The organism is Methylobacterium sp. 1030 (assembly GCF_040544715.1).
GTDB lineage: Bacteria > Pseudomonadota > Alphaproteobacteria > Rhizobiales > Beijerinckiaceae > Methylobacterium.
This window is the reverse complement of record NZ_JBEPKM010000006.1, coordinates 31,957-53,942: the sequence shown is the minus strand read 5'-3', so window position 1 is coordinate 53,942 and position 21,986 is coordinate 31,957. Positions and strand designations below refer to the sequence as shown.

Here is a 21,986-nt window from a genome sequence, read left to right as displayed (position 1 = left end):
GAGCGCCGCGCGGCGCGGCTCCTCACGGCCCGGCGCCGGCGTCTCCTGGCGCCGCGGCCAGGACGATCAGGGCCGTCAGAACGCCGAGCGGCAGGACGATGCTGCCGAAGGCGAGATGGGCGATCCCGAAGGCGCCGAACAGCGCGCCCGCGGCGAAGGCCGCGATCGCCGGAAGCACGCGCAGGAACCTCTCCCGGGTCTGATCGCGCTGTGGGCCGCGTCCCAGGACGAGGTCGGTCGCGTCGATGACGGCCTGGCTGACGCTCACCGTCATGACCGTGGTGGGGGCGAGATGGCCGAGAGACAGGCGGCCGATGGCGTTCTGTAACCCCATGGCCGCGACCGCGAGCATGCCGACGGCGATGGAAGCGGCACTGTCCGCTCCGCCGAGGGGCGACCACACGGTGCCACACAGCCCGAATCCCGCGAGCAGGGTCACCTCCACGGCGAGGAGCCAGGGCAGGGGGTCGAAAGCCCGCCGCTCCAGCGCCAGGGCCAGGACCCGCGCCCCCGCCACCGCTCCGACGAAGACGGGCAGCGCCAGGAGCTTGGCCACCACGCCGCTGGAGCTCGCGACCAGCTCGGCGCCGATCAGGACGAAGTTGCCGGTGACATGAGCGGTGAAGAGGCCGGTCAGGGCGATGAAGGCCGCAGCGTCGACGAAGCCGGCGACGAACGCCAGGGCGGCGCCGGCGAAGGGATCGCTCCCCGGTCTCCGAGCTCGCGCGGGACGACTCATCGTCTCAGTCGGCGAAGGGCGTCGCCGTCAGGCCGACCGGCATCCGCGGATTGGCGAAGTAGTCGGGCCAGCGATCGCAGAGATACAGGATCGCGACCAGCACGGTGGCGATCGCCAGCAGGGAGGCGAGCACCTCTGTGACCTGCGTCGCCCATTTCCCGAGCGTCGGGATCGCCATGAGGCCGCCGACGAACAGCGTGGTCACGATAACGGGTGCGGACATCGGGCAAGGCTTCGCGGCGCGGCTCTGGGACGGGGTTGTCCCGAACCCTAACGCTGCGCGGCGCCCGCAGGTTACCGATATCGGTTATCGTGACTCATGATAGGCAACCCGAACATCGAGCTGCTGCGCTCGTTCCTGGCCGTCGTCGAGAGCCGCAGCTTCACCGCCGCGGCGCAGGCTCTCGGTCTGCGGCAATCCACGGTGAGCGGGCACATCGCCCGGCTAGAGCAGGCGCTCGGTCGCGCGCTCCTGACGCGGGACACCCACCGGGTCGCGCCCACGCCGGACGGTCAGGCCATGATCGGCTTCGCCCGCGACGTGGTGGACGCGCAGGACCGGCTGCGCGCCTTCTTCTCGCCGGAAGGCCTGCGCGGCCGCATCCGGCTCGGCGTCTCCGAGGACTACACCCTGTCGACCCTGGCACAGGTCCTGGCCCGCTTCGCCGATCGGCACGACGCGGTCGATCTGCAGATCACGGTCGGGCTGAGCCGCGCCCTCTACCAGGGCTACGATGCGGGCGAGCTCGACGTGATCTTCTGCAAGCGGCGGCGCGGCGACCCGCGCGGGACCTTGGCCTGGGCGGAGGATCTGATCTGGACGGGCCGGCCCGGCCTCGTGCCGGATCCGGCCAAGCCCTTGCCCCTCGTGCTCTACCCGCCACCGTCGATGACCCGCACCTTGGCGCTCGACGCCCTCGAGGCAGTGGGCCGGTCCTGGCGGGTGGCCTGCACCAGCGGAAGCCTGATGGGGCTGCGGGCCGCCGTCGAGGCGGGCCTGGGCATCGCGCCGCATTCGGCCAAGATCCTGCCGCCGGGCCTCGCCGCGATCTCCGAGGCGGCCGGCCTGCCGCCGCTCGGCGCGGTCGAGTTCGTCGTGCTCGGCCCGGGTCGCCACCACGCGGCGGCGACCGCGCTGCAGGAGACGATCCTGGCGAGCACGGGCGAGCTTCAGGGCGCCGCGCGCTAGGGCAGCGTCGTCCCAACACGCGGTGGCCGGGCTCGATCCCGACCGTCCGGCGCGGTCCTTAACGGATTGGCCAGCCTTTTTCCGCACCGTACCGCGAAGCGGTCACAAACGGTTTCGACAAGGATCGCCGGCGGTGCCGGCCCCGGTGTCGTTGCCGGACGGGGCGCGAAACCGCCGCATTTGGCGTGCGGAAACCGTCCTGCGGCGTGCCTGACGGTCGCGCATCGCGGCGGAACATTCGAGAACGGGATGCATGGCCAAGGGTCGGGGCAGGATTGAGCCGAACTTCGACGTGCCCGAAGGGCGCGCGCGGGATCGCGGCGAACTCGACCTGCGCCTGACCCGTGAGGACCGCCCCGGGGCAGGAGACGGCGTGGCGAAGCGATCGGGCGGCGGAGCGCGGCAGCCGAGCAAGGCGCCGGCGCGGACAACGGGGCGGGCGAAGGCCTCGGGTCGCGGCCGACGCCGGCGTTCCTGGCTCGGCCGCATCGTCTACGGCTGCGTCGTCCTCGGCCTCTGGGGGGTGATCGGGCTCGCGGGGCTCATCGCTTACCACGCCTCGCAGCTGCCACCGATCGACCAGCTCGCGGTGCCGAAGCGTCCGCCCAACATCGCGATCCTGGCGAGCGACGGCTCCCTGCTCGCCAACCGCGGCGAGACCGGCGGCCGCGTCGTGTCGATCAAGGAGCTGCCGCCCTACCTGCCGCGCGCCTTCGTGGCGATCGAGGATCGGCGCTTCTACCAGCATTTCGGCGTCGACCCGGTCGGTATCATGCGGGCCATCGGCCAGAACCTGACCCGGCGCGGCGTGGCGCAGGGCGGCTCGACCCTCACCCAGCAGCTCGCCAAGAACCTGTTCCTGACCCCGGAGCGCTCGGCCTCGCGCAAGATCCAGGAGGCGATCCTCGCGCTCTGGCTCGAGCACAAGTACACGAAGGACGAGATCCTCGAACTCTACCTGAACCGCGTCTATTTCGGCGCCGGCGCCTACGGCGTCGAGGCGGCGGCGCAGCGCTATTTCGGCAAGCCTGCCAAGGAGGTGAGCCTCGCGCAGGCCGCGATGCTCGGCGGCCTCGTGCAGGCGCCCTCGCGCCTTGCCCCGAACCGCAACCTCCCGGCCGCCCAGGCCCGCGCCGCGCAGGTGCTCGCCGCCATGCAGGAGCTGGGCTTCGCGTCGGCGCAGGACGTCAAGGTGGCGCTCGCCCAGCCGGCGAAGCCCGCCAACGCCCGCGGCGGCGGGTCGGCCAACTACGTCGCCGACCTCGTGATGGACGTGCTCGACGATTACGTCGGCAAGTTCGACACCGACATCACGGTCCAGACCACGGTCGATCCGAGCCTCCAGGCGGCGGCCGAGAAGGCGCTCACCGACGAGCTCAACGCCAAGGGCACGCGCTACAACGTCAGCCAGGGGGCGCTGGTCTCGATGCGGCCGGACGGCGCCATCCGCGCCCTGATCGGCGGCCGCGACTACGCGCAGAGCCAGTTCAACCGGGCCACGACCGCCAAGCGTCAGCCCGGCTCCTCGTTCAAGCCCTTCGTGTACCTCGCGGCCGTGGAGCACGGCGCCACGCCCGACACGGTCCGGGAGGACGCGCCGATCCGGATCGGCAACTGGGCGCCGGAGAACTACTCCCACCGCTACGAGGGTCCCGTCACCCTGCGGACGGCGCTCGCCCAGTCGCTCAACACCGTCGCGGTGCGCCTCGGCCAGGAGGTCGGGCCGAAGACCGTGGTCCAGACCGCCCAGCGGCTCGGCATCACCTCGCCGCTCCAGGCCAACGGCTCCATCGCCCTCGGCACGTCCGAGGTCACGCTCTTGGAGATGGTCGGCGCCTACGGGGCCTTCGCCAACGGTGGCATCGGCGTGATCCCCTACGTGGTCACCGCCGTGAAGAGCCAGGACGGGAAGGTCCTCTACAAGCGGTCCGACAACGGTCTGGGCCGGGTCATCGACGCCAACGCCGACGGCATGATGAACGCCATGATGCACGAGACCTTCGTCAGCGGCACCGGCAAGAAGGCCGACATTCCCGGCTGGGACCTCGCGGGCAAGAGCGGCACCACCCAGGATTACCGCGACGCGTGGTTCATGGGTTTCTCGGGCAGCCTCGTGACCGGCGTCTGGCTCGGCAACGACGACGGCGAGCTCACCAAGAAGGTCACCGGCGGCAACCTGCCGGCGGAGATCTGGAAGACCTATATGACCCAAGCCCTGAAGGGGCAGACGCCGGTCCCGCTCCCGGGCCTCAACCGCTGGCGCCGCCAGCCGGAGACGACCGCCTCGGTGGCGAGTGCCGCCCCGGCGGGCCCGGGCGGGCTCCTGGGCCAGATCCTCGGCGAGCCGGAGGCCCCGGCGCCGCGCCAGGCCGCACCGTCGCGGCGCGCACCGAAGGACGACCGCAACTTCATCGAGAAGCTGTTCGGCATCGGTGACTGACGCTCCGTGGTTTCCGCGTTCGTCGGGACCAGGCGGCGGCGCGCGTTGCGGGCGAGAGGCGGCCCGCGGCGCGCGCCTTCGTGCATCTGCGCGATCACACCCGGGCTCCGGCCCACGGTGAACGCGTCGAGGCGGGACTGACAGCCACGGCGGCCTGTATTTGTATTAGCGGTGATTCAGCGCTTCTTAGTGCCGCCAATAACCGCTTTTTCAATCTTCGTGGACGTAAGATCGGGTGAACAGTAAGCCCGTCAACCGCAATGGCGCGGTTCGTGGCAGCCCGATCGAGCCAATGCTCCTGCGCGCGACCGCTACAGCGATCAGAGCTCACCTGGACGATCGCGCCTCGCGCCTGATCGCGGCGGCCGGCACATGCCTACTGCTCTGCCTCGCGCTGCTCGGCGTCTATCTCTGCCTGGATCTGCGGGACGTCGCTTGGCACAACGCCCGCCGCAACGCCGGGAATCTCCTGGCGGTGATCGAGGAGGGCGTCGGCCATAGCCTGCGGGTCTACGACCTCTCGCTGCGGAACTCCGCACGGCTCGCGAGTCGCGCCGACATCGCGGCCTTGGACCCGGATATTCGGCGCCTGGCGCTGTTCGACACGGCTGTGGCGGGCTCCGGCCTCGGTCCGATCGCTGTCACGGACGCGGCCGGCGACGTCCGGCTGACGAGCGATCCCGGCGTGCGGACCCGGCCCAACATGCGCACGCTGCCGGAATTCGAGTTCCATCGGTCGAATCCCGAAGGCGGCCTGATCCTGTCCGGGCCGACCGTATCTCTCATGACCGGTGAGCCCATCATCCGCATGACCCGGCGGATCTGGACGCCCGACGGCTCATTCGCCGGGATCGTGTCGGGATCGATCAGGCTCGCGCATTTTCAGGCGCTGTTCGAGCGCCTGCATTTCGACGACGGCATCGCTCTGAACGTCTTCCACCGGGACGGGACGCTGCTGATCCGGGCGCCGGCACGGCCGGAGGCGCTCGGCCAGAACATCAGCGCGAGCCCCGGCTACAAGATGTACCGGGCCAAGGCGCGCGGCGAGTTCCAGGGGCGCTCGTTCCTCGACGGCGTCGAGCGGGTCTACAGCTTCGCCGACCTCGACGACCTGCCGCTGATCGTGACCGTGGCGACGGACGTCGACAGCATCCGCAGCGGCTGGATCTACAAGGCGGCGATCGTCGCCGTCCTGATCCTGTGCCTCTGCCTCCTCGCCTTCGGCCTGACGATCCTGCTGCACCGGGAGGTCGGGCGCCACGTGGCCGCGGAAGCCTCCAGCCGCGAGGCCAACGCCGCGCTCGCCGTGCTCGCGCGGACCGACGGCCTGACGGGCCTGCCGAACCGGCGCAGCTACGACGAGCACTTCGCCGTGGAGTGGAAGCGGGCCGCACAGCTGCGGACGCCCCTGGCGCTGTTGATCGTCGATGCTGACCACTTCAAGCAGTTCAACGACCGCTTCGGTCACCAGCGCGGCGACGAGGCGCTGAAAGCGGTGGCGGAGTGCCTGCAACGCACCCTCGATACCGCCGGCCTGAGCTTCCGGATCGGCGGCGAGGAGTTCGTCGCCCTGTTACCGAGCGTCGACGCGACGGCCGCCAGCGTCGCGGCGGAGCGCGTCCGCCGGGCCGTGGTGAACCTCCGCATCCCCCACGCCCCGGAGGTCGGTGGCATCGCGACGGTGAGCATCGGCGTCGCCTGTGCCGATCCGGCCGGCGGCGATCCGCCCGAAGGGCTGTTCACGGCGGCCGACGCCGCCCTCTACGCGGCCAAGAAGGCCGGGCGCAACCGCGTCCGCGCCGCCGCGCCGGCGGATCCCGTGGCCCTGGCGCTGCGGGCCTGAGCGGGCCCGCGGCTCACAGCATCGGCAGCATCCGGGGCCGCGGTCCGCGGGGGAAATGCGCGTCGATCAGGGCGATCTCGGCCGCGCCGAGGTGCAGGTCCGCCGCGCCGGCATTCTCGACGGCCCGGTCCGGGCGACCGGTCTTGGGGATCGTGAACGTGCCCGGCAGCCGGGTCAGGTAGGCGAGAGCCACCGCGTAGGGCGTCGTGCCGTGGTTCTGCGCGATGCCCGCCAGGACGCGGCCGCCCGCGCTGGCCGGATCGGGGAAGTCGCCGCTGCCGAAGGGCGAGTAGCCCACCATGGCGACGCCGTGCTTCTCGCACCAGGGCAGCACGGCGTGCTCGATGGCCCGCTCGTTCAGGTGGTAGAGGACCTGATTGCAGGCGATCCGGTCCGGCCCCGCGATGGCCCGGACGCGGTCGAGATCCTCGACGTCGAAGTTGCTGACGCCCCAGGACAGGATCTTGCCCGCACGGCGCAGATCCTCGAAGCCCGCGATCGTCTCTTCGAGCGGGTGCTGGCCCGGCCAGTGCAGCAGGTAGCAGTCCAGCCGGTCCGTCCGCAGACGCCGGAGCGACGCCTCACAGGCCCGCGCGACGCCCCGGCGCGTCGCGTTGCCCGGCACCACCTTCGAGACGAGGAACACCTCCTCGCGGCAATCCGCGACGGCGGCGGCGACGATCGCCTCCGCGTCCCCGTACATCTCCGCGGTGTCGATATGAGTCATGCCGGCGTCGATCCCGGCCCGCAGCGCCCGGACCGCGTCCGTCCGGTCCGAACTGTCGATGTGCCACGTGCCCTGGCCGATCACCGGCACAGAGACGCGCGTCGCGCCGAAGCTCCTGGCGTACATGGCAGCGCTCCCTCTTCGCTGTCACAGGGGGTTGCTGGCGGCGGTCCGGTCGAGTCCCGGGCCGCCGGCGTATCACGGCTCGGCCGCGCAACAACCCGGCACGCCTTACTCGCGCCATCTTGGGGCGTTGAGCAATGGCATGCGGCCTCCCGCGGCGCTAAACTTTAGGCCCATGCCCGAAGTCCGGCGGCGCGGGCTCGCCGAGTCTGCGCCGCCCCGCGCAGCGCCGCCGCGCAGGGCCACGCGACGCCCGGACCCGCGCACGGTCCGTCGGCTGGCCATGCTGGAGACGCCTCGATGCTGCCGGCCCACCGGATATTCTGGGGTCTGATCCTGCTGGCGGCGGCCGGCGCGGGGTTGCTCTACAACATCATCTTCGCGGCCGGCGCCTCGCCCCTCGCCGGATTCACGTACGGCCTCTGCATGGGCGCCACGGTGCTGGCGTTCGACCGCGGGTTGATCCTGGCCGGCCTGCAGGCGAAGATCCGGCGGCTGCCGGCCTGGCTCTACGTGCTGGCCGCGGAACTCGCCTATGTCCTGATGATCATGGCGGGCAACGCCCTGGGCGGCCTGCTCGTCTGGGCGTTCGCCCTGACACCGGACGACCTCACGACCGCGACCCGCATGACCGCGCGGGTCCTGGCCTACGCCCTGGCCGTGTCGGGCCTGCTGGTCTTCGTCATCCGGATGCGCGACCTGATCGGCGGCGAGGTGTTCGTGAACTTCATGATCGGCCGCTATCACAAGCCGGTGGCGGAAGAGCGGGTCTTCCTGTTCCTCGACGTGGTCGGCTCCACGGCCTTCGCGGAGACCCACGGCGACCTGCGCGCCCAGGAGTATCTCAGCGCCGTGTTCGCGACGCTCGCCGAGCCGGTGCGGCGCAACGGCGGCTCGGTGGACGACTATATCGGCGATCTCGCCATGGTGACGTGGCCGATGGCCCGCGGCCTGAAGGACGCGCGCTGCGTCACCTGCGTGTTCGAGGTGCTCGACCGGATCGAGGCCGATGCCGCGGCCTGGCAAGCCCGGTTCGGGACGGTCCCGCGGCTCCGGGCGGCGCTGCACGGCGGCTCGGTGGTCACGGCCGAAGTCGGGGTCGACCGCCACAAGATCGCGTATTTCGGCGACGCCGTGAATGTCACGTCGCGGATCGAGGCCCTGTGCCGCCCGCTGGGCGTCGGCATCCTGATCTCGCAGGATCTCCTCAACCGCCTCCCGCGCCTGCCGGCCGGCGTCCGGGCGCGGTCCCTCGGCGCCCACGCGCTCCGCGGCCGCGGCGCGCCGCTGTCGGTGGCGACGCTCGAGCGCGGACCCGCCGAGACCGCACCCGTGGCGGATCTGGCGCCGCGCCGCGCCGCGGTCGCCCGCTGATGGCCGGGGCGAGCACCGCGCGGGCGAACACCCTGATCGCCGTGAAGATGGCGCTGCGCTTCGGGCTGCCGCTGATCGGGCTCGCGGTCTTCGGCCGCGCCGTCGTTCTGTCGGTGGGCGGCGATATCGAGCGCGGCCAATTCGCTCTGGGCGTGCTCCTGATCCTGGCGGGTTTCACCTCGAAGCTGGTGCCCCGACCATGAGCGACGCGCCGGCCCGCCCGCCGATCTACCTCGACGCCGATGCCTGCCCGGTCAAGGACGAGACCTACCGGGTCGCCGAGCGCTACGGCCTGACCGTCCACGTCGTCGCCAACAGCGTGCTGAACCTGCCGCGCGAGCCCTGGATCGAGCGCGTGGTCGTCGGCCCGGAACTCGACGCCGCCGACGACTGGATCGCCGCGCGGGCCGGAGCCGGGAGCATCGTGCTCACCGCCGACGTTCCGCTGGCCGCGCGCTGCGTGAAGGCCGGCGCCACGGTCCTGGCGTTCACTGGGAAGCCGTTCAGCGAGGCCGGGATCGGTCTCGCCCTGGCGACGCGCGACTTGATGCAATCGTTGCGCGAGGCCGGGACCATCACGGGCGGGCCGAAACCGTTCTCGCGCGCCGACCGGTCGGCCTTTCTGTCCGCCCTCGACCGGGCGGTGAACCGGATCCTGCGCGAGCGGCCGAAGCCGGTCTGAGCACCGGTCCCAGGCGCGACGGCGTTCCCCGCGCGGGAGGTCTCAGGCCTCGGCCGCCGGGACGAGGGCCTTGAGCGCCTCGTTGATGCGGTCCTGCCAGCCCGGGCCGTCCTTCTGGAAATGGGCGAGCACGGCGCTGTCGAGGCGCAGGCTCACCACTTCCCGCGAACCCGGGACCGTTGCCGGCCGCGGCGCGGCCTGCGGCGGCGGGGCGGCCGTCTTCGGGCTCGTCGCGGCCCGGAAGGCCGCCTCGGCTGCCGCGCGCGGGTCGCTGAAGCGGCGGCGGTTGCGGTCTTCGGCCATCGACCTCTAGCCCTTCGCGGTCGTCTTCTTCGGCGCGGCCTTCTTCGCGCTGCCCTTGGCGGCCGCCTTGGCTTCCTTCTCGGCCGCCTTGGCCTGCGCGTCCGCGGCCTCCTTGGCGAGCCGGAGCGAGCGCAGCCGCACCGTCCGCTCGTCCATCGCCTTGATGGCCGCGTGGTGCTCCGCCATCGCCTGGGCGCCCTCGCGAGCCATGCGCTCCGCCCGTTCCGCGCGCTCGGCGCGGTTCTCCGCCCGGGTCTTGGCTTCCGCCTCCGCGTCGCGGGTGGCATTCACCTCGTCGAGGTCGTACTCAGTGTCGTCGTTCATCCTGTCCCTTTCACCCCGGCTCGACGGGTCCGACCCGGCGCAGCCTGCGCGGGACGGGGTCTGAGCGGGTCCGGCCTGTTCGAGGGGCGGGGGGCAAGGCCGGATCGGCGCCCTCCCGCATCGCCGTCAGGCGCGCGGGGAAGGCAGGTTCACGAAGGCTTTAGCATGCCCGCGCGGCCGATGGCGAATCCGGATCGCCGACCGGGACTGACGGCGCACACCATTCGTACGCGTCCGCTGGACGATCCGGATCGGGCTCGCGGTCGGCTGAGCGGGATCCGGCCCGGATCGTCCTCCGATCAGCGCACGCGGAAGTTGAGCGGAATGGAGACCGACAGGCTGGACTGCGTCACGCCGGGGGGCGCCGCCGGCATCGAGCCGCGCACCGCCGCGAGGGCGGCGCTGTCGATCTGGCCGACGCCGCTGGACCGGGCCACGCCGGCGCCCGTCACCTGACCCGAGCGCATCACGGTGAAGCGCACCACCGCGGTTCCGCCGCCGGTGCCGACGGCCGCGTTCACGTTCATCCGGCTGTGGATCGCCGCGCTGATGGCGCCCTGCCACTGGCGCATGGCGCTCGGATCGTTGCCCGCGGCGGCCCGACCGGCCGCGTTCTCGCGCGAGGCCGACGCCGAACTCCGCTCGGCGCCCGCCCGGGCCTTGGCCTCGCGGGCCTTGGCCTCGCGCGCGGCCTTGGCCTTCGCCTCGCGGATCTCCTCCAGGCGCTCCTGCCGCGCCTCCTCGCGCTTCTGCTCGCGGAGCTTCTCCTCCCGGATCTTGCGCAGCTTGGCTTCGCGCTCCGCCTTCAGCTTCGCCGGATCGGGCGTCGGCTTGGGCGGCTCCTCGGACTTGGCGACCTCGGTGGGGGGCGGCGCCAGCGGCTCGGCGGCCTCGGACGCGGAGGTGATCACCTGGCTCTGCGCCTCCACGGGCTGAGCCTCTTGCGGCATCTCGACCGCCTGGGTGTCCTCCGGCTTCACCTCGGTCATCTCGGTCGGCGGCGGCTGGACGGCCTCGTCGGGCGGCGTGTCCACCGGCTTCGCCTCCGGCGGGGCCTCCTGGCTCATCTGCTGCTCCGCCGGGGCCTCGGTGGCCGCGTCGGTCATGAGCGGCGCGAGGTCGACGGTGATCTGCTGCTCGCCGGGCGGTGCGGGCGGGGAGAGCCGCAGGAACATCACGGCGGCGAGCACGCAGGCGTGCAGCCCGAGGGCGACCAGGAAAGCGGCGAGCAGCCCGGACGGGCGGCGCTCGCCGAGACCGGCCGGCATATCCGTCGACGTGTAGGTGCTCATCGGCTCAGCGCGCGGTCCCTGCGGGGGCGGCCGGGGCGGCGCCAGGCGCGGCCGGAGCGGCGCCGCCGGGCGACTGCGCGATCAGCGACACCTTGGTGAAGCCGGCCTGTCCGACGAGGCCCATGACCTCCATCACCTTGCCGTAGGGCACGTCGCGGTCGCCGCGCACGAGGATCACCTGATCCTTGTCGGCCGCCGCCATCTCGCGCAGACGCGGCACGATGCTCTCCATCGTGAACACCTCCTTGGCGATGGAGGGGTTGCCGTCCTTGTCGACCGTCACCTCGGCGGGCTTCTTCGACTGCGCGACCTTGGGCGCCGCGGTCTTCGGCAGCTGGACCGGCACGCCGGTGGTCATCAGCGGCGCGGCGACCATGAAGATGATCAGCAGCACGAGCATCACGTCGACCATCGGGGTGACGTTGATGTCGGACATCGGCACGTCGTCGAGGTCGTCGTCGTCGTTCGCGCGAATGGATCCCATCGCCATGGGGCGTCTCCGGTACCTTTACGTTCGGCTCTCTGGGGGCGGGCGCCGGCCGCGCTACTCGGCGGCCGCGCGGTGGGCGCCGGCGCGGTCGCGCGCGAGGCGGTTGCCCAGGACCGAGATATAGGACGAGAAGGTGCTCTGGATGCCGCTCACGTCGCTCGAGAGCTTGTTGTAAGCCATCACCGCCGGGATCGCGACGACGAGACCGATCGCTGTCGCGAACAGCGCTTCCGCGATGCCCGGCGCCACGACGGCGAGGGAGGTGTCCTGGCTGCGGGCGATGGACGAGAACGAGTTCATGATGCCCCAGACGGTGCCGAACAGGCCGACGAACGGGGCCGTGGAGCCGGAGGTCGCCAGCAGCGAGAGGCCGGTGCGCAGGCGCTTCACCTCGATGGCGAGCGCGCCCTTCATCGCCCGCTCGATGCGGTCGCGGCGCTCGGCCCGGGTCTCGGAGGAATCCTGATCGCGCCACGCGTCGATCGCTGCCTTCACCACGTGGCCGGCGATGCCGCGATGCTCGCCGTCGAGGCTGCCCCCGGAGCGGACCAGGTTCGCGAAGGCCTTGGCCTGGCGCCGCGCGGCGGCGAGCCGGATGACCTTCTCGAACACCACCGTCCAGCAGGCGATCGAGGCGATCACCAGCAGGATCATCACGCCCTTCACGATCGGGTCGGCCTGCAGGAACAGGCCGAGGAACGAGAAGTCGTGGGCCGCCTCGATCGGGGCTTGTGTCGGGTCCATCGCGGGCTCCTGGCGTCCTGGTCTCACGCGGCCTTGCGCCGCCATCGTCTCGGGGTGCGGCGAAAGCCGCAGGCCGCCCGGCGGCTCTCGCCGCCGGGCGGTTTGGTCTCGTCAGCCGTCACACCACCCGCATCAGCGGTCGAACGACAGGCCGGCCTTGCTGTCGGTCTCGGTCCGCTCGAGGCAGGCCTCACGGCCCGGATCGCCGCCGTCGCAGGTCAGGACGTCGTTCAGGAGGACGCGACCGACCTTGTTGCAGGCGATGCCGGGGAAATCGAAGATCTTCACGGTGGTCTTCTTCGGCGGCAGCGGCCCGAGTTCGACCGCCACGCGCTTCTGCGCGACGCCCTCGGGGTCGAAGGCGAAGAGATCCACCTTGTAGGACTTGAGGCCCGATCCCTTGTTGTCGATCACCATGGTGATCCGGCAGGCCTCGCCCGCGGTCTCAACCTTGTTGAGCTGCAACTTGATCGGCGCCTTCTCGGACGCGTCCTGCGCCAGGGCCGAGACGACGAGCAGCGCCGAGAGCGCGAAGCAGGCCGCCGTGTCGAGGGCGACACGCCCGATCCGACGGCGGTACAGGGGAGCGCGCAGGGCAAGCACCGTGACAAAGTCCTCTTCGAGTTCGCGCCGGCCGTGGGCTCGCGCCGCGCGGTCCGGGGTGACGGGGAGCCGGATCAGTGCAGCACCGTTCCGGCGGGGCAGGAGGCCGGGGCGAGGCGCTCGGCCGCCGCGTCGAGCGGCCCGACCGCGGCGCGGACCGCCGCCACGAGGCGCGGCGCGGCGTCCTGGCCGGTGATCTCGGCCGCGGCGGCCTCGAGATCCGCCCAGAGGCGCTGGCGGCCCCGGTTGATCAGCTTCACCAGCGCGCATTCGTGGCCGGTCACGCGGCAGCAGCTCGCCGGCATGAACGACCAGTCGCCGTCGCGTTCCGCACGGAGCGCCCGGATGATCGCGACCACGCAGGCGACGAAGCGGCACCCCTCCGTCGGCCCGAGCAGCTGCTCGGCCCCGTCGAAGGCCGCGTTCCAGCAGGCGACGTCGCTGGTCATGTAGCCGGCCGCCACGAAGCGGGCCACCGACAGGGCCAGGATGTCGGCCTCGTCGCCGCACACGTCTGCGACGCGCCGCATCGCCGCGTGGTCCGACGGGGTCATGGGCGTGCTCACGGCTCCGGCGCCTCGCGGGAAAAGGATCGCGGCGATCGATCTCGGGAGCCGGATCGTCGCCTGCCGCGGCAGTATCCAGGCCCGCCGCCCGGATCAAGGCCCGGCGAGAAAATCAGAGCAGTTCCAAACTGTTAGAAGAAAGCGTGGCCGTTGCAGGCTTTGCCTATCGATCCCGCATGAATTTGCCGAAACATCCCGGAAATGCGCGACCACGGCTCGCCGTCGATTCCGGCCTCCTCCCTTGATGGCCCGGAAGGCCTTGGCCATATCTCCGAGTTGCCGGCGTCGTCACGTCCGGCGGAGCGCTGCCCCGGGCGGGCTCCTGTCGACGAGGTGCTCGGGCATCCCGGGATTGCGGCAGATCCCGGGGTCGGAGGCTTCGCTTTCTGGATGATGGCCGCGATGACTCGATCCTCGCCCTTCGGGCACCCGTTCCTGCTCGGCTTCGACGAGATCGAGCAGGCCCTCGACCGGGTCTCCAAGGCCGCCAACGACGGCTACCCGCCCTACAACATCGAGCGCCTGCCCCGGACCGAGAGCGAGCCCGAACGCCTGCGGATCACCCTGGCGGTGGCCGGCTTCACCCGCGATCAGCTGGACGTGATGCTGGAGGAGAGCCAGCTCGTCGTGCGCGGCCGGCAGGTCGACGAGCGCGAGCGCCACTTCCTGCACCGCGGCATCGCGGCGCGGCAGTTCCAGCGGGCCTTCCTCCTCGCGGACGGCATGGAGGTCCTCGGCGCCGACCTCGCCAACGGCCTCCTGTCGATCGATCTGGTCCGGCCGGAGCCGGACCGCATCGTGCGCAAGATCGATATCGGCGCCCGCGGCTGACGCCGACCGATTGATTGGCCGGCGCGGATCCCCACATCAGGGTGGAGCCGCCGATGCCTTCAGGATCGGCGGTGGACGCTCTGCCACCCCAGGAGGGCTTTATGACCGATCTGAATCCGTCTCCTCTGACCCCCGCCGATCTCGATCCGGCCGATTTCCAGCCGGCCGATCTCGCGGCGCTGGGCGAGGGGCACATCGCCTACGTCCGGCCGATCCGGTCCGACGAGGTCCGCCGCTTCTTCCCGCAGGCCCCCGAGCTGACGCCCGGCCTCGACCTGTTCGCCCTGCTCTCGGCGAGCGGCGCGCCGATCATGCTCGCCGATTCGCGGGACGTCGTGCTGGCCAACGCCGCCGCGCACGACCTGCAGCCCGTCAGCCTGCATTGACCCTGCACCCGACCCGCTGAGAGGCCTGGCCGGGAGACCGGTCAGGCGATCTCGGCCACCGCCGCCACGAGCCGCGCGATGTCCTGCGGCCGCGACAGGCGGTGGTCGCCGTCGGCGATCAGTGTCAGCACCGTCCCTTCGGCCGGCAGGCGGTCGAGGATTCGCAGGGCGTGCGTGTAGGGGACGTCGGTGTCCCGCATGCCCTGGAGGATGTGCACCGGGCAGCCCGGATCGACTTGGCCGCCCAGCATGCAGTGTCGGCGGCCGTCGTCGATCAGGGCCCGCGTGATCGGGTCCGGCTCCGGCGCGTAGTCGCTGGGCTTCCGGAGTACGCCGTCGCGGATTAGCATGGCGCGCGCCGCCTCGCTGAGGCGGTTCCAGATCAGCTCCTCGGTGAAGTCGAGGGCCGGCGCGATGAGCACCAGCCCCGCCGTGGCCTTCCCGCGCGCGGCCCGGTCGCGGGCCCCCAGGCAGGCGATCCAGCCGCCCATCGACGAGCCGACGAGCACCGGCGCCTCCGTCACGTAGGCCGCCAGGACCGCCTGCGCGTCCTCGAGCCACGACGAGATGGTGCAGTCCGTGAACGTGCCGCCCGAGGCACCGTGCGCGGCGTAGTCGAACCGCACGAGCGCCCGGCCCGTCCGTTCGGCCCAGGCATCGAGCGCCGTCGCCTTGGTCGCGGTCATGTCGGAGCGAAAGCCGCCGAGCCAGACCACCGGCGGCCCGCCGCCCGCGCGCACCCGCACGGCGATGCGGCGGGCCTCGTCGCCGATGCCGACGGTCAGGAACTCGGGGGCCGTATCCGTCATCGTTCTCTCCGGTATCCCTGTCTCGACATGGAAGAAGTCCGGTCCTGAACGGTTCGGCTTCAACTCTCGTTTACCGGACCGTAAAGCCCGGCGGCGATGCTGGATCAATGGCAGCGAGCATTTGGCAGATACCGGCCGGGGGCCTGCGCGTCCTCGCCGAGGGCCCGCGAACGGGCGACGGACCCCACGCCCTGTCGGGTTTCCCGGCGGAGGTCGGGGCGCTGGCCGGCGCCCGCATCCTGCAGATCATCCCCGAACTCGATGCGGGCGGCGCCGAGCGTACCACCGTCGACGTCGCGGGCGGCCTCGCGGCCGTGGGCGCCCGCGCCCTGGTGGCGACCGAGGGCGGACGGCTCGTCGGCGAGTTGCAGGCCAAGGGCGGGCACTGGCTCCGATTCCCGGCCGCGTCGAAGAACCCGGCCTCGATGGCGGTGAACGTCCTGCGGCTGATGGCGCTCTGCCGCCGCGAGAAGGTGCAGATCATCCACGCCCGCTCCCGCGCGCCCGCCTGGGTCGCCCTCGGGGCGGCGCGCCGGCTCGGGCTCCCGTTCGTGACCACCTATCACGGCAGCTATTCCGGCCGGACCGGCGTGAAGGTCCTCTACAACTCGATCATGGCCCGCGGCGACGTGGTGATCGCCAACTCGCACTACACCGCGGACCTGATCCACCGGTTGCACGCCGAGCAGGCCGGCGACCGCGTGCGGGTCATCCACCGCGGCACCGACCTCGCGGTGTTCAACCCGGTGGCGGTCGGGGCCGCCCGGGTCGAGGCGCTGCGCCGGAGCTGGAACGTGGCGCCGCACGAGCGGGTGATCCTGCTGGCCGCCCGCCTCACGGCATGGAAGGGCCACCGCGTGCTGATCGAGGCCGCCGCGCGGATGCGCGATCGCGGCGTCCCGGACCTGGCCGTGGTCCTCGCGGGGGACCCGCAGGGCCGCGCCGCCTACGAGCGCGAGCTCGACGCGCTGATCGCCGCGCGCGGGCTCGAGGGCATCGTCCGCAGAGTCGGGCACTGCACCGACATGCCGGCGGCCTTCCGCGCCGCATCGGTGGTGGCGGTGCCGTCCGTGGAGCCCGAGGCCTTCGGCCGCTCGGCCGTCGAGGCGCAGGCGCTCGGCGCACCCGTGGTCGTCTCGGATCTCGGAGCGGTGCCGGAGACGGTGCTGGCACCGCCCGAGACCCCCGCCGGCCAGCGCACCGGATGGCGCGTGCCGCCCGGCGACCCGGCCGCGCTCGCCGCCGCTCTGACCGAGGCCCTCTCTCTCGGCGCGAGCGCCCGCGACGCCCTCGGTCGGCGCAGCCGCGCGCATGTCGAGGCGCACTTCTCCCTGGAGCGGATGGTCGGCGACACGCTGGCGGTCTACGCCGAGCTGCTCGGCCGTTCGACCTGAGGGCATCGGACTCGAATCGCGACGCGGCGGCCGATTATTTCCGGCGTCGCGATGGTAGCCGGTTGACTCTGGCCGCGGTTCCACCAACGTTGTATGTCCGGATGAGACCGGAGCGGCTGGCGGTCAGGAGATCTTCCTGAAGATCCGCCGTTTCGCCGTTGCAGCAGGAGACCTAAGCCATTCGTAGACCGATGAGAGCCATGCCGGCCCCGCAGAAGGACGGGCCGCGCGCCAACCGCGACATTCGCGGTGTGCGGGAAGTGCAGCTGATCGACGACACCGGGCAGAACCGCGGCGTCGTTCCCTTCTTCGACGCCCTCAATCTGGCCGAGGAGGCCGGTCTCGATCTCGTGGAGATCGCGCCGAACTCCGTGCCGCCCGTCTGCAAGCTGCTCGATTACGGGCGCTTCCGCTTCAACGAGCAGAAGAAGCAGAACGAGGCCCGCAAGCGGCAGAAGACCGTCGAGGTGAAGGAGATCAAGCTCCGCCCCGGCATCGACAAGCACGACTACGACACCAAGATGAAGTCGGTGCACCGCTTCTTCGAGGAGGGCGACAAGGTCAAGGTGACCCTGCGCTTCCGCGGTCGTGAGATGGCTCACCAGGACATCGGTCTGCGCCTCCTGGAGCGCGTGAAGAGCGAGACCGCCGAGATCGCCAAGGTCGAGAGCGAGCCGATGCTCGAAGGCCGGCAGATGATCATGATCCTCGCGCCGCGCTGAGCGGCCCGGATCCAGAGACGCGAGACCCGCGCCGCCTCCTCACCGGGGCGGCGTTTCGCGTACCGAGCCCTCGAACAGCGGATCTTGAGGGGGGCTAAATCGCTTCCTGCTGATCACCGCACCACCGTCTCTGCGAGCGGAGCGAAGCCACCCAGTGTTGCGCTGCGCTGAGAGACGTCCCGCTGACCTGGGTCGCTTCGCTACGCTCGCGATGACGAGGTCGAAGCGTCGGCCGAGATTCCGACGAGCCTTCGAGACGCGCCCGATCCTTCCATGCGCGGCCACGGCAGTCTATGGGCAGGCCATGGCTCTCGCTCCCGATGAGATCGAACGCTACGCCCGCCACCTCGTCCTCGCGGAGGTCGGCGGTCCCGGTCAGGCCCGGCTCAAGGCCGCCCGGATCCTCGTCGTCGGGGCGGGCGGCCTCGGCGCGCCGCTGATCCAGTACCTCGCCGCCGCGGGGATCGGCACGATCGGCCTCGTCGACGACGACACGGTCTCCCTGTCGAACCTGCAGCGGCAGGTGATCCACGGGACGTCGGATCTCGGTCGGCTGAAGGTCGAGAGCGCGGCCGACGCGGTGGCGCGCCTCAACCCGCACGTGTCGGTGGTCCCGCACCCGTTCCGGATCGACGCGGACAACGCCGTCGACCTGATCGCCGGCTATGACCTCGTGGCGGATGGGTCCGACAATTTCGCCACGCGCTACGCGGTGTCGGACGCCTGCTTCCGGGCGCGTCGGCCGCTGGTGACCGCGGCTCTGGGCCGCTTCGACGGCACGCTGACCACGATCCGGGCCCACGAGACGGGGCCCGACGGGACGCCGAACCCGACCTATCGCTGCCTCTTCCCGAACCCGCCGCCGCCCGGCAGTGTGCCCGCCTGCGCGGAGGCCGGCGTGCTCGGCGCGCTCGCCGGCGTCATGGGCTCGCTGATGGCCATGGAGGTGATCCGGGCCGTGGCGGGCTTCGGCGAGCCCCTCGTCGGGCGCCTCCTCATGGTCGACGCCCGCGCCATGCGGTTCGAGACCCTGAGCTACGGCTGGGATCCCGAGAACCCGCTCAGCGGCAGCGGCGCCTCAGCGGCCTAGGGGTTCCGGCGGCATCCAAGGCCCCTCCGCCTCCGCCTTGCCGAGGCAGCACTTCTTGAACTTCTTGCCCGAGCCGCAGGGGCAGGGATCGTTGCGGCCGACATCCTTGAACGGGTTGCGCTGCGGCTCGCCCGCGCCCTCCTCGGCCCAGTCGAGAGCCTCGACCGGATCGTCGAGGTAGCCGTACTGGTAGGGCCCGAGCCGGTCCCGGTCGTCCGGCTTGGTCTCGGCCTTGCGCAGGGCCTCCTTGAACCAGTCGGCGTCGCTGATCTCGTCGGTGAGCCGTCCGTCGGCGCGGGCCGCGGCCGCGCGGGGCGCGAGGTCCCGGAAGCCGAGATGCGCGATCGTCTCCTCCCAGCCGACCCAGGCCGGCCCGTCCTCCACGGCGGCCTGCGCGTCGTCGAAACGGACCAGCAGGTCGTGCATCGCGGCCCGGTCGATCCGTCCCTCCAGGGTCAGGAAGGTGCAGGCGCACATCAGCGCCATGCGCGCGTGATCGTCGACCGTGCTGTCCAGGATCAGGCGGAACAGCGGCTGCGGATCGCCGTCGAACAGGCTCGCCACGACCTTGGCCAGCGTCGCCGTGACGGCGTCCCCCAGCACCGCGTCGAGGGTCTCCTCATCGTGCCGGAGCAGCCTGAGGAGCGGCGCGAGGGCGCGCGTGTCCCGGGCATGGGCCATGACGTGCAGGCCCCAGAACAGGAGGTTCGTCTCCTCCGCTGCCAGCTCGCGCCCGTCGGCGGCCGCCTCCAGCAGCGGCAGCGTCGCCTCCGCGACGGCGGCGGGGTGGTTCAGGGCCTCCCGCAACGCCGCCTTCGGCCGGTACTCGGCCGCCGCGAGGTCGTCGATGAGCAGGGCGATCCGGTCCATGGCGGCGCCTCAGGCCCGGAGCGTCGCGCCCGTCTTGCGGGTGACCTCGGCGACGATCCTGGCGCTCACCGCCTCGATCTCCGCGTCGGTCAGGGTCCGCTCGACGGGCTGGAGACGCACCGCGATCGCCACCGACTTCGCGCCGTCCGGCACGCCCGGCCCCTCGTAGAGGTCGAACACATCGACACCCGTCACCAGCTTGCGCTCGGCGTTCTGGGCGGCCTTGACGATGTCACCCGCCGGCACGTCGCGGCCGACCACGAAGGCGAAGTCCCGCGACAGCGGCTGGAATTCCGACAGTGCCAGGGCGGCTTTGGCCTTGGTCGGCTTGAGCTTGGGCAGGGGCAGGGCGTCGAGGACGATCTCGAAGGCCACGAGCGTTCCCTTCAGGTCGAGGGCCTGTAGCGTTCGCGGATGCACCTCCCCGAACCAGCCGATCTCCGTCTTCGGACCGAAACGCAGCGTGCCGGAGCGGCCGGGATGCAGCCAGGACGGGCCGCCGGGCGTGATCTGGAGGCCGCCGGTCGGCACGACCAGGCTGCCGAGCAACGCGATGGCGTCCGCCTTGGCGTCGAACGCGTCGACGGTCGCCGCCGTGCCGTCCCAGTGCCGCCCGGCGCCGGCCAGGGTCGCGCCGCCGCGGCGGACCGCCGCCGCGCGGACGGTCTGGCCTTCCGGTACGTCCGAGGCGAAGCACTGGCCGACCTCGAACAGGGCGGCGTCCGGGTAGCCGCGGTCGGCATTGCGTTGCGCCGCGCGCAGGAGGCCCGGCACCAGGCTCGGCCGCATGTCGGACAGCTCCGAGGCGATCGGGTTGGCCAGCACCAGGTCGGCCCCGCCGCCGCCGAACAGGACGGCGTCGTCGTGCGGCACGAACGACCACGTGACCGCCTCCATGAGGCCGCGGCTCGCCAGGGCGCGCTTGGCGAGGCGGGTCCGCTTCTGCATCACGGTGAGCAGCGGGCGGCCGATCCCGGCGAGCGGCGGCAGGGGCTCGGCCGCGATCCGGTCGAGCCCGGCGATGCGGACGACCTCCTCGACGAGGTCGGCCTTGCCCTCGACGTCGGGCCGCCAGGACGGGGGCAGCACCGTCACCCGGTCCCCGGTGCCGGAGACGTGGAAGCCCAGCGTCTCGAGGATCTGCTGCATCTCGGTGCGTGGCACGTCCAGTCCGGCGAGGCGGCGGACCTCGGTCCAAGGGAAGTCGATGCTGCGCCGGGATTCGGGCGGCGCGCCGGCGACGTGCGCCTCGGTCGGCGTTCCGCCGCAGAGATCGACCACCAGCCGCGTCGCGAGGTCGAGGCCGGGAACCGTGAAGGCCGGGTCGACGCCCCGCTCGAAGCGGTAGCGCGCGTCGGTGATGATGCCGAGCCGTCGGCCCGACTGGGCGATGTTGGTCGGGTCCCACAGGGCCGACTCGATCAGCACGTCCACGGTGCCGGCGTCGCAGCCCGACGCCTCGCCGCCCATGATGCCGGCGATGGATTCGACGCCGTTCGCGTCGGCGATCACCACGGTGTCGTCGGTCAGCGTGTGGGTCCGGCCGTCGAGGGCGCGCAGGCTCTCGCCCGCCCGCGCCCGCCGCACGGTCAGCGTGCCGGCGACTTTGGCAGCGTCGAAGACGTGCAGTGGCCGCCCGCGGTCGAAGGTGACGTAGTTGGTGATGTCGACGAGACTGTTGATCGGCCGCAGGCCGATGGCGCGCAGCCGGGCCTGCATCCAGGCCGGCGACGGGCCGTTCCGGACGCCGCGCACGAGCCGCAGGGCGAACATCGGGGCGAGGTGCCGGTCGGCCGGATCGAGGGCGAGCTCGACCGCGACCGCGACCGGGCAGGGACCCTCGCCGCGCAGGCCCGGCAGCGTCTCGCCCTTGAGCGTGCCGAGGCCGGCCGCCGCGAGGTCGCGGGCGATGCCGTGGACGGAGGTGCAGTCCGGACGGTTCGGCGTCAGGTTGATCTCGATGACCGGATCGTCGAGCCCGGCGTAGAGCGCGTAGGCCTGGCCGACCGGCGCGTCGGTCGGGAGTTCCAGGATGCCGTCGTGGTCGTCGCCGAGGCCGAGCTCGGCGCCCGAGCACAGCATGCCGTGGCTCTCGACGCCGCGGATCGTGCCCACCGACAGGGTGATGTTCTTGCCCGGGACGTAGGTGCCGGGCGGCGCGAAGACCGAGACGAGGTCGGCCCGGGCGTTCGGGGCGCCGCACACCACCTGCACGGGGGTGCCCGTGCCGGTGTCGACCGTGCAGACCCGGAGCCGGTCGGCGTTCGGGTGCTGCTCGGCCGTCAGGATCCGGGCGATCACGTAGGGCCTGAGCGCGGCGGCCTTGTCCTCGACGCCCTCCACCTCAAGGCCGATCCGCGTGAGCGTCTCGGCGACGGTGTCGAGGGAGGCCTCGGTGTCGAGGTGGTCCTTGAGCCAGGAGAGGGTGAATTTCATGATGGACCT

At 71.9% G+C, this 21,986-nt stretch carries 24 protein-coding genes; 11 read left to right on the top strand and 13 right to left on the bottom strand.

What is annotated here, in order from left to right:
• Positions 1 to 22: 22 nt before the first annotated feature.
• Entirely contained in the window at positions 23 to 739 is a 717-nt protein-coding gene (locus ABIC30_RS09960) for a YoaK family protein (protein ID WP_020092820.1), read from the bottom strand.
• 4 nt (positions 740 to 743) lie between these two features.
• Complete coding sequence (locus ABIC30_RS09955) at positions 744 to 962, bottom strand: hypothetical protein (RefSeq protein ID WP_020092819.1); 219 nt, start codon at positions 960 to 962, stop codon at positions 744 to 746.
• Between the two features lie 96 nt (positions 963 to 1,058).
• Here ABIC30_RS09955 and ABIC30_RS09950 point away from each other — a divergent pair, with 96 nt between their 5' ends.
• From ABIC30_RS09950 to ABIC30_RS09940, 3 genes are all read left to right on the top strand, one after another.
• Positions 1,059 to 1,928 carry a LysR family transcriptional regulator gene (locus tag ABIC30_RS09950; RefSeq protein ID WP_020092818.1) on the top strand — a complete coding sequence of 290 codons (870 nt, stop codon included), beginning with the start codon at positions 1,059 to 1,061 and terminating at the stop codon, positions 1,926 to 1,928.
• A 253-nt stretch (positions 1,929 to 2,181) separates the two neighbouring features.
• Entirely contained in the window at positions 2,182 to 4,368 is a 2,187-nt protein-coding gene (locus tag ABIC30_RS09945; RefSeq protein WP_020092817.1) for a transglycosylase domain-containing protein, read from the top strand.
• A gap of 292 nt (positions 4,369 to 4,660) precedes the next feature.
• Positions 4,661 to 6,211: a GGDEF domain-containing protein gene (locus tag ABIC30_RS09940; protein WP_020092816.1), complete on the top strand. Its 1,551-nt coding sequence runs from the start codon at positions 4,661 to 4,663 to the stop codon at positions 6,209 to 6,211.
• Positions 6,212 to 6,224: 13 nt separating this feature from the next.
• Here ABIC30_RS09940 and ABIC30_RS09935 read toward each other — a convergent pair whose 3' ends face one another.
• On the bottom strand, positions 6,225 to 7,064 hold the full coding sequence (locus ABIC30_RS09935) for an aldo/keto reductase (RefSeq protein WP_020092815.1): 840 nt from the start codon (positions 7,062 to 7,064) through the stop codon (positions 6,225 to 6,227).
• 297 nt (positions 7,065 to 7,361) lie between these two features.
• On the opposite strand from ABIC30_RS09935, the gene ABIC30_RS09930 reads away from it, so the two are divergent.
• The 3 genes from ABIC30_RS09930 to ABIC30_RS09920 are packed head-to-tail and all read left to right on the top strand — an operon-like array spanning position 7,362 to position 9,117.
• Positions 7,362 to 8,435 (top strand): adenylate/guanylate cyclase domain-containing protein, encoded by a 1,074-nt coding sequence (locus tag ABIC30_RS09930; RefSeq protein WP_020092814.1) that lies wholly within the window; start codon positions 7,362 to 7,364, stop codon positions 8,433 to 8,435.
• On the top strand, positions 8,435 to 8,638 hold the full coding sequence (locus ABIC30_RS09925) for a hypothetical protein (RefSeq protein ID WP_020092813.1): 204 nt from the start codon (positions 8,435 to 8,437) through the stop codon (positions 8,636 to 8,638). Before ABIC30_RS09930 ends, ABIC30_RS09925 begins: the two co-directional genes overlap by 1 nt.
• Entirely contained in the window at positions 8,635 to 9,117 is a 483-nt protein-coding gene (locus tag ABIC30_RS09920) for a YaiI/YqxD family protein (RefSeq protein WP_020092812.1), read from the top strand. Before ABIC30_RS09925 ends, ABIC30_RS09920 begins: the two co-directional genes overlap by 4 nt.
• Positions 9,118 to 9,159: 42 nt before the next feature.
• Here ABIC30_RS09920 and ABIC30_RS09915 read toward each other — a convergent pair whose 3' ends face one another.
• From ABIC30_RS09915 to ABIC30_RS09885, 7 genes are all read right to left on the bottom strand, one after another.
• Positions 9,160 to 9,420, bottom strand: a complete 261-nt coding sequence (locus tag ABIC30_RS09915) for a BrnA antitoxin family protein (RefSeq protein WP_020665401.1) — start codon at positions 9,418 to 9,420, stop codon at positions 9,160 to 9,162.
• Between the two features lie 6 nt (positions 9,421 to 9,426).
• On the bottom strand, positions 9,427 to 9,744 hold the full coding sequence (locus ABIC30_RS09910) for a hypothetical protein (RefSeq protein ID WP_020665400.1): 318 nt from the start codon (positions 9,742 to 9,744) through the stop codon (positions 9,427 to 9,429).
• 299 nt (positions 9,745 to 10,043) lie between these two features.
• A complete protein-coding gene (gene tolA / locus ABIC30_RS09905) occupies positions 10,044 to 11,036 on the bottom strand; it encodes a cell envelope integrity protein TolA (RefSeq protein WP_020092811.1) in 993 nt (330 codons plus the stop codon).
• Positions 11,037 to 11,040: 4 nt separating this feature from the next.
• Positions 11,041 to 11,526 (bottom strand): ExbD/TolR family protein, encoded by a 486-nt coding sequence (locus ABIC30_RS09900; RefSeq protein ID WP_020092810.1) that lies wholly within the window; start codon positions 11,524 to 11,526, stop codon positions 11,041 to 11,043.
• Positions 11,527 to 11,580: 54 nt separating this feature from the next.
• Complete coding sequence (locus tag ABIC30_RS09895; protein WP_020092809.1) at positions 11,581 to 12,270, bottom strand: MotA/TolQ/ExbB proton channel family protein; 690 nt, start codon at positions 12,268 to 12,270, stop codon at positions 11,581 to 11,583.
• Positions 12,271 to 12,402: 132 nt separating this feature from the next.
• Positions 12,403 to 12,873 (bottom strand): hypothetical protein, encoded by a 471-nt coding sequence (locus tag ABIC30_RS09890; RefSeq protein WP_020092808.1) that lies wholly within the window; start codon positions 12,871 to 12,873, stop codon positions 12,403 to 12,405.
• Between the two features lie 74 nt (positions 12,874 to 12,947).
• On the bottom strand, positions 12,948 to 13,427 hold the full coding sequence (locus ABIC30_RS09885; RefSeq protein WP_020092807.1) for a hypothetical protein: 480 nt from the start codon (positions 13,425 to 13,427) through the stop codon (positions 12,948 to 12,950).
• A 414-nt stretch (positions 13,428 to 13,841) separates the two neighbouring features.
• Between ABIC30_RS09885 and ABIC30_RS09880 the strand changes: the two genes are divergently transcribed.
• The gene (locus ABIC30_RS09880; protein WP_012320108.1) at positions 13,842 to 14,270 is read left to right on the top strand and encodes an Hsp20 family protein; all 429 of its coding nucleotides are present in this window, start codon (positions 13,842 to 13,844) and stop codon (positions 14,268 to 14,270) included.
• A 101-nt stretch (positions 14,271 to 14,371) separates the two neighbouring features.
• Positions 14,372 to 14,656, top strand: coding sequence for a BQ00720 family protein (locus ABIC30_RS09875; RefSeq protein ID WP_020092805.1), 285 nt, complete (start codon positions 14,372 to 14,374; stop codon positions 14,654 to 14,656).
• A gap of 41 nt (positions 14,657 to 14,697) precedes the next feature.
• Here the strand turns inward: ABIC30_RS09875 and ABIC30_RS09870 are convergent, their stop codons facing one another.
• Positions 14,698 to 15,465: an alpha/beta hydrolase gene (locus ABIC30_RS09870; RefSeq protein ID WP_020092804.1), complete on the bottom strand. Its 768-nt coding sequence runs from the start codon at positions 15,463 to 15,465 to the stop codon at positions 14,698 to 14,700.
• Between the two features lie 107 nt (positions 15,466 to 15,572).
• Between ABIC30_RS09870 and ABIC30_RS09865 the strand changes: the two genes are divergently transcribed.
• The 3 genes from ABIC30_RS09865 to ABIC30_RS09855 all read left to right on the top strand — a co-directional run bounded on the left by ABIC30_RS09865 (position 15,573) and on the right by ABIC30_RS09855 (position 18,671).
• Positions 15,573 to 16,859, top strand: a complete 1,287-nt coding sequence (locus ABIC30_RS09865) for a glycosyltransferase family 4 protein (RefSeq protein WP_020092803.1) — start codon at positions 15,573 to 15,575, stop codon at positions 16,857 to 16,859.
• Between the two features lie 200 nt (positions 16,860 to 17,059).
• Complete coding sequence (gene infC, locus ABIC30_RS09860) at positions 17,060 to 17,581, top strand: translation initiation factor IF-3 (protein ID WP_020092802.1); 522 nt, start codon at positions 17,060 to 17,062, stop codon at positions 17,579 to 17,581.
• 304 nt (positions 17,582 to 17,885) lie between these two features.
• Entirely contained in the window at positions 17,886 to 18,671 is a 786-nt protein-coding gene (locus tag ABIC30_RS09855; RefSeq protein WP_020092801.1) for a HesA/MoeB/ThiF family protein, read from the top strand.
• Here the strand turns inward: ABIC30_RS09855 and ABIC30_RS09850 are convergent.
• Positions 18,660 to 19,541, bottom strand: a complete 882-nt coding sequence (locus ABIC30_RS09850) for a DUF1186 domain-containing protein (RefSeq protein ID WP_020092800.1) — start codon at positions 19,539 to 19,541, stop codon at positions 18,660 to 18,662. The two genes, ABIC30_RS09855 and ABIC30_RS09850, sit on opposite strands and share 12 nt — an antisense overlap.
• A 9-nt stretch (positions 19,542 to 19,550) precedes the next feature.
• Entirely contained in the window at positions 19,551 to 21,977 is a 2,427-nt protein-coding gene (pheT, locus tag ABIC30_RS09845; protein WP_103985894.1) for a phenylalanine--tRNA ligase subunit beta, read from the bottom strand.
• Between the last annotated feature and the right edge of the window lie 9 nt (positions 21,978 to 21,986).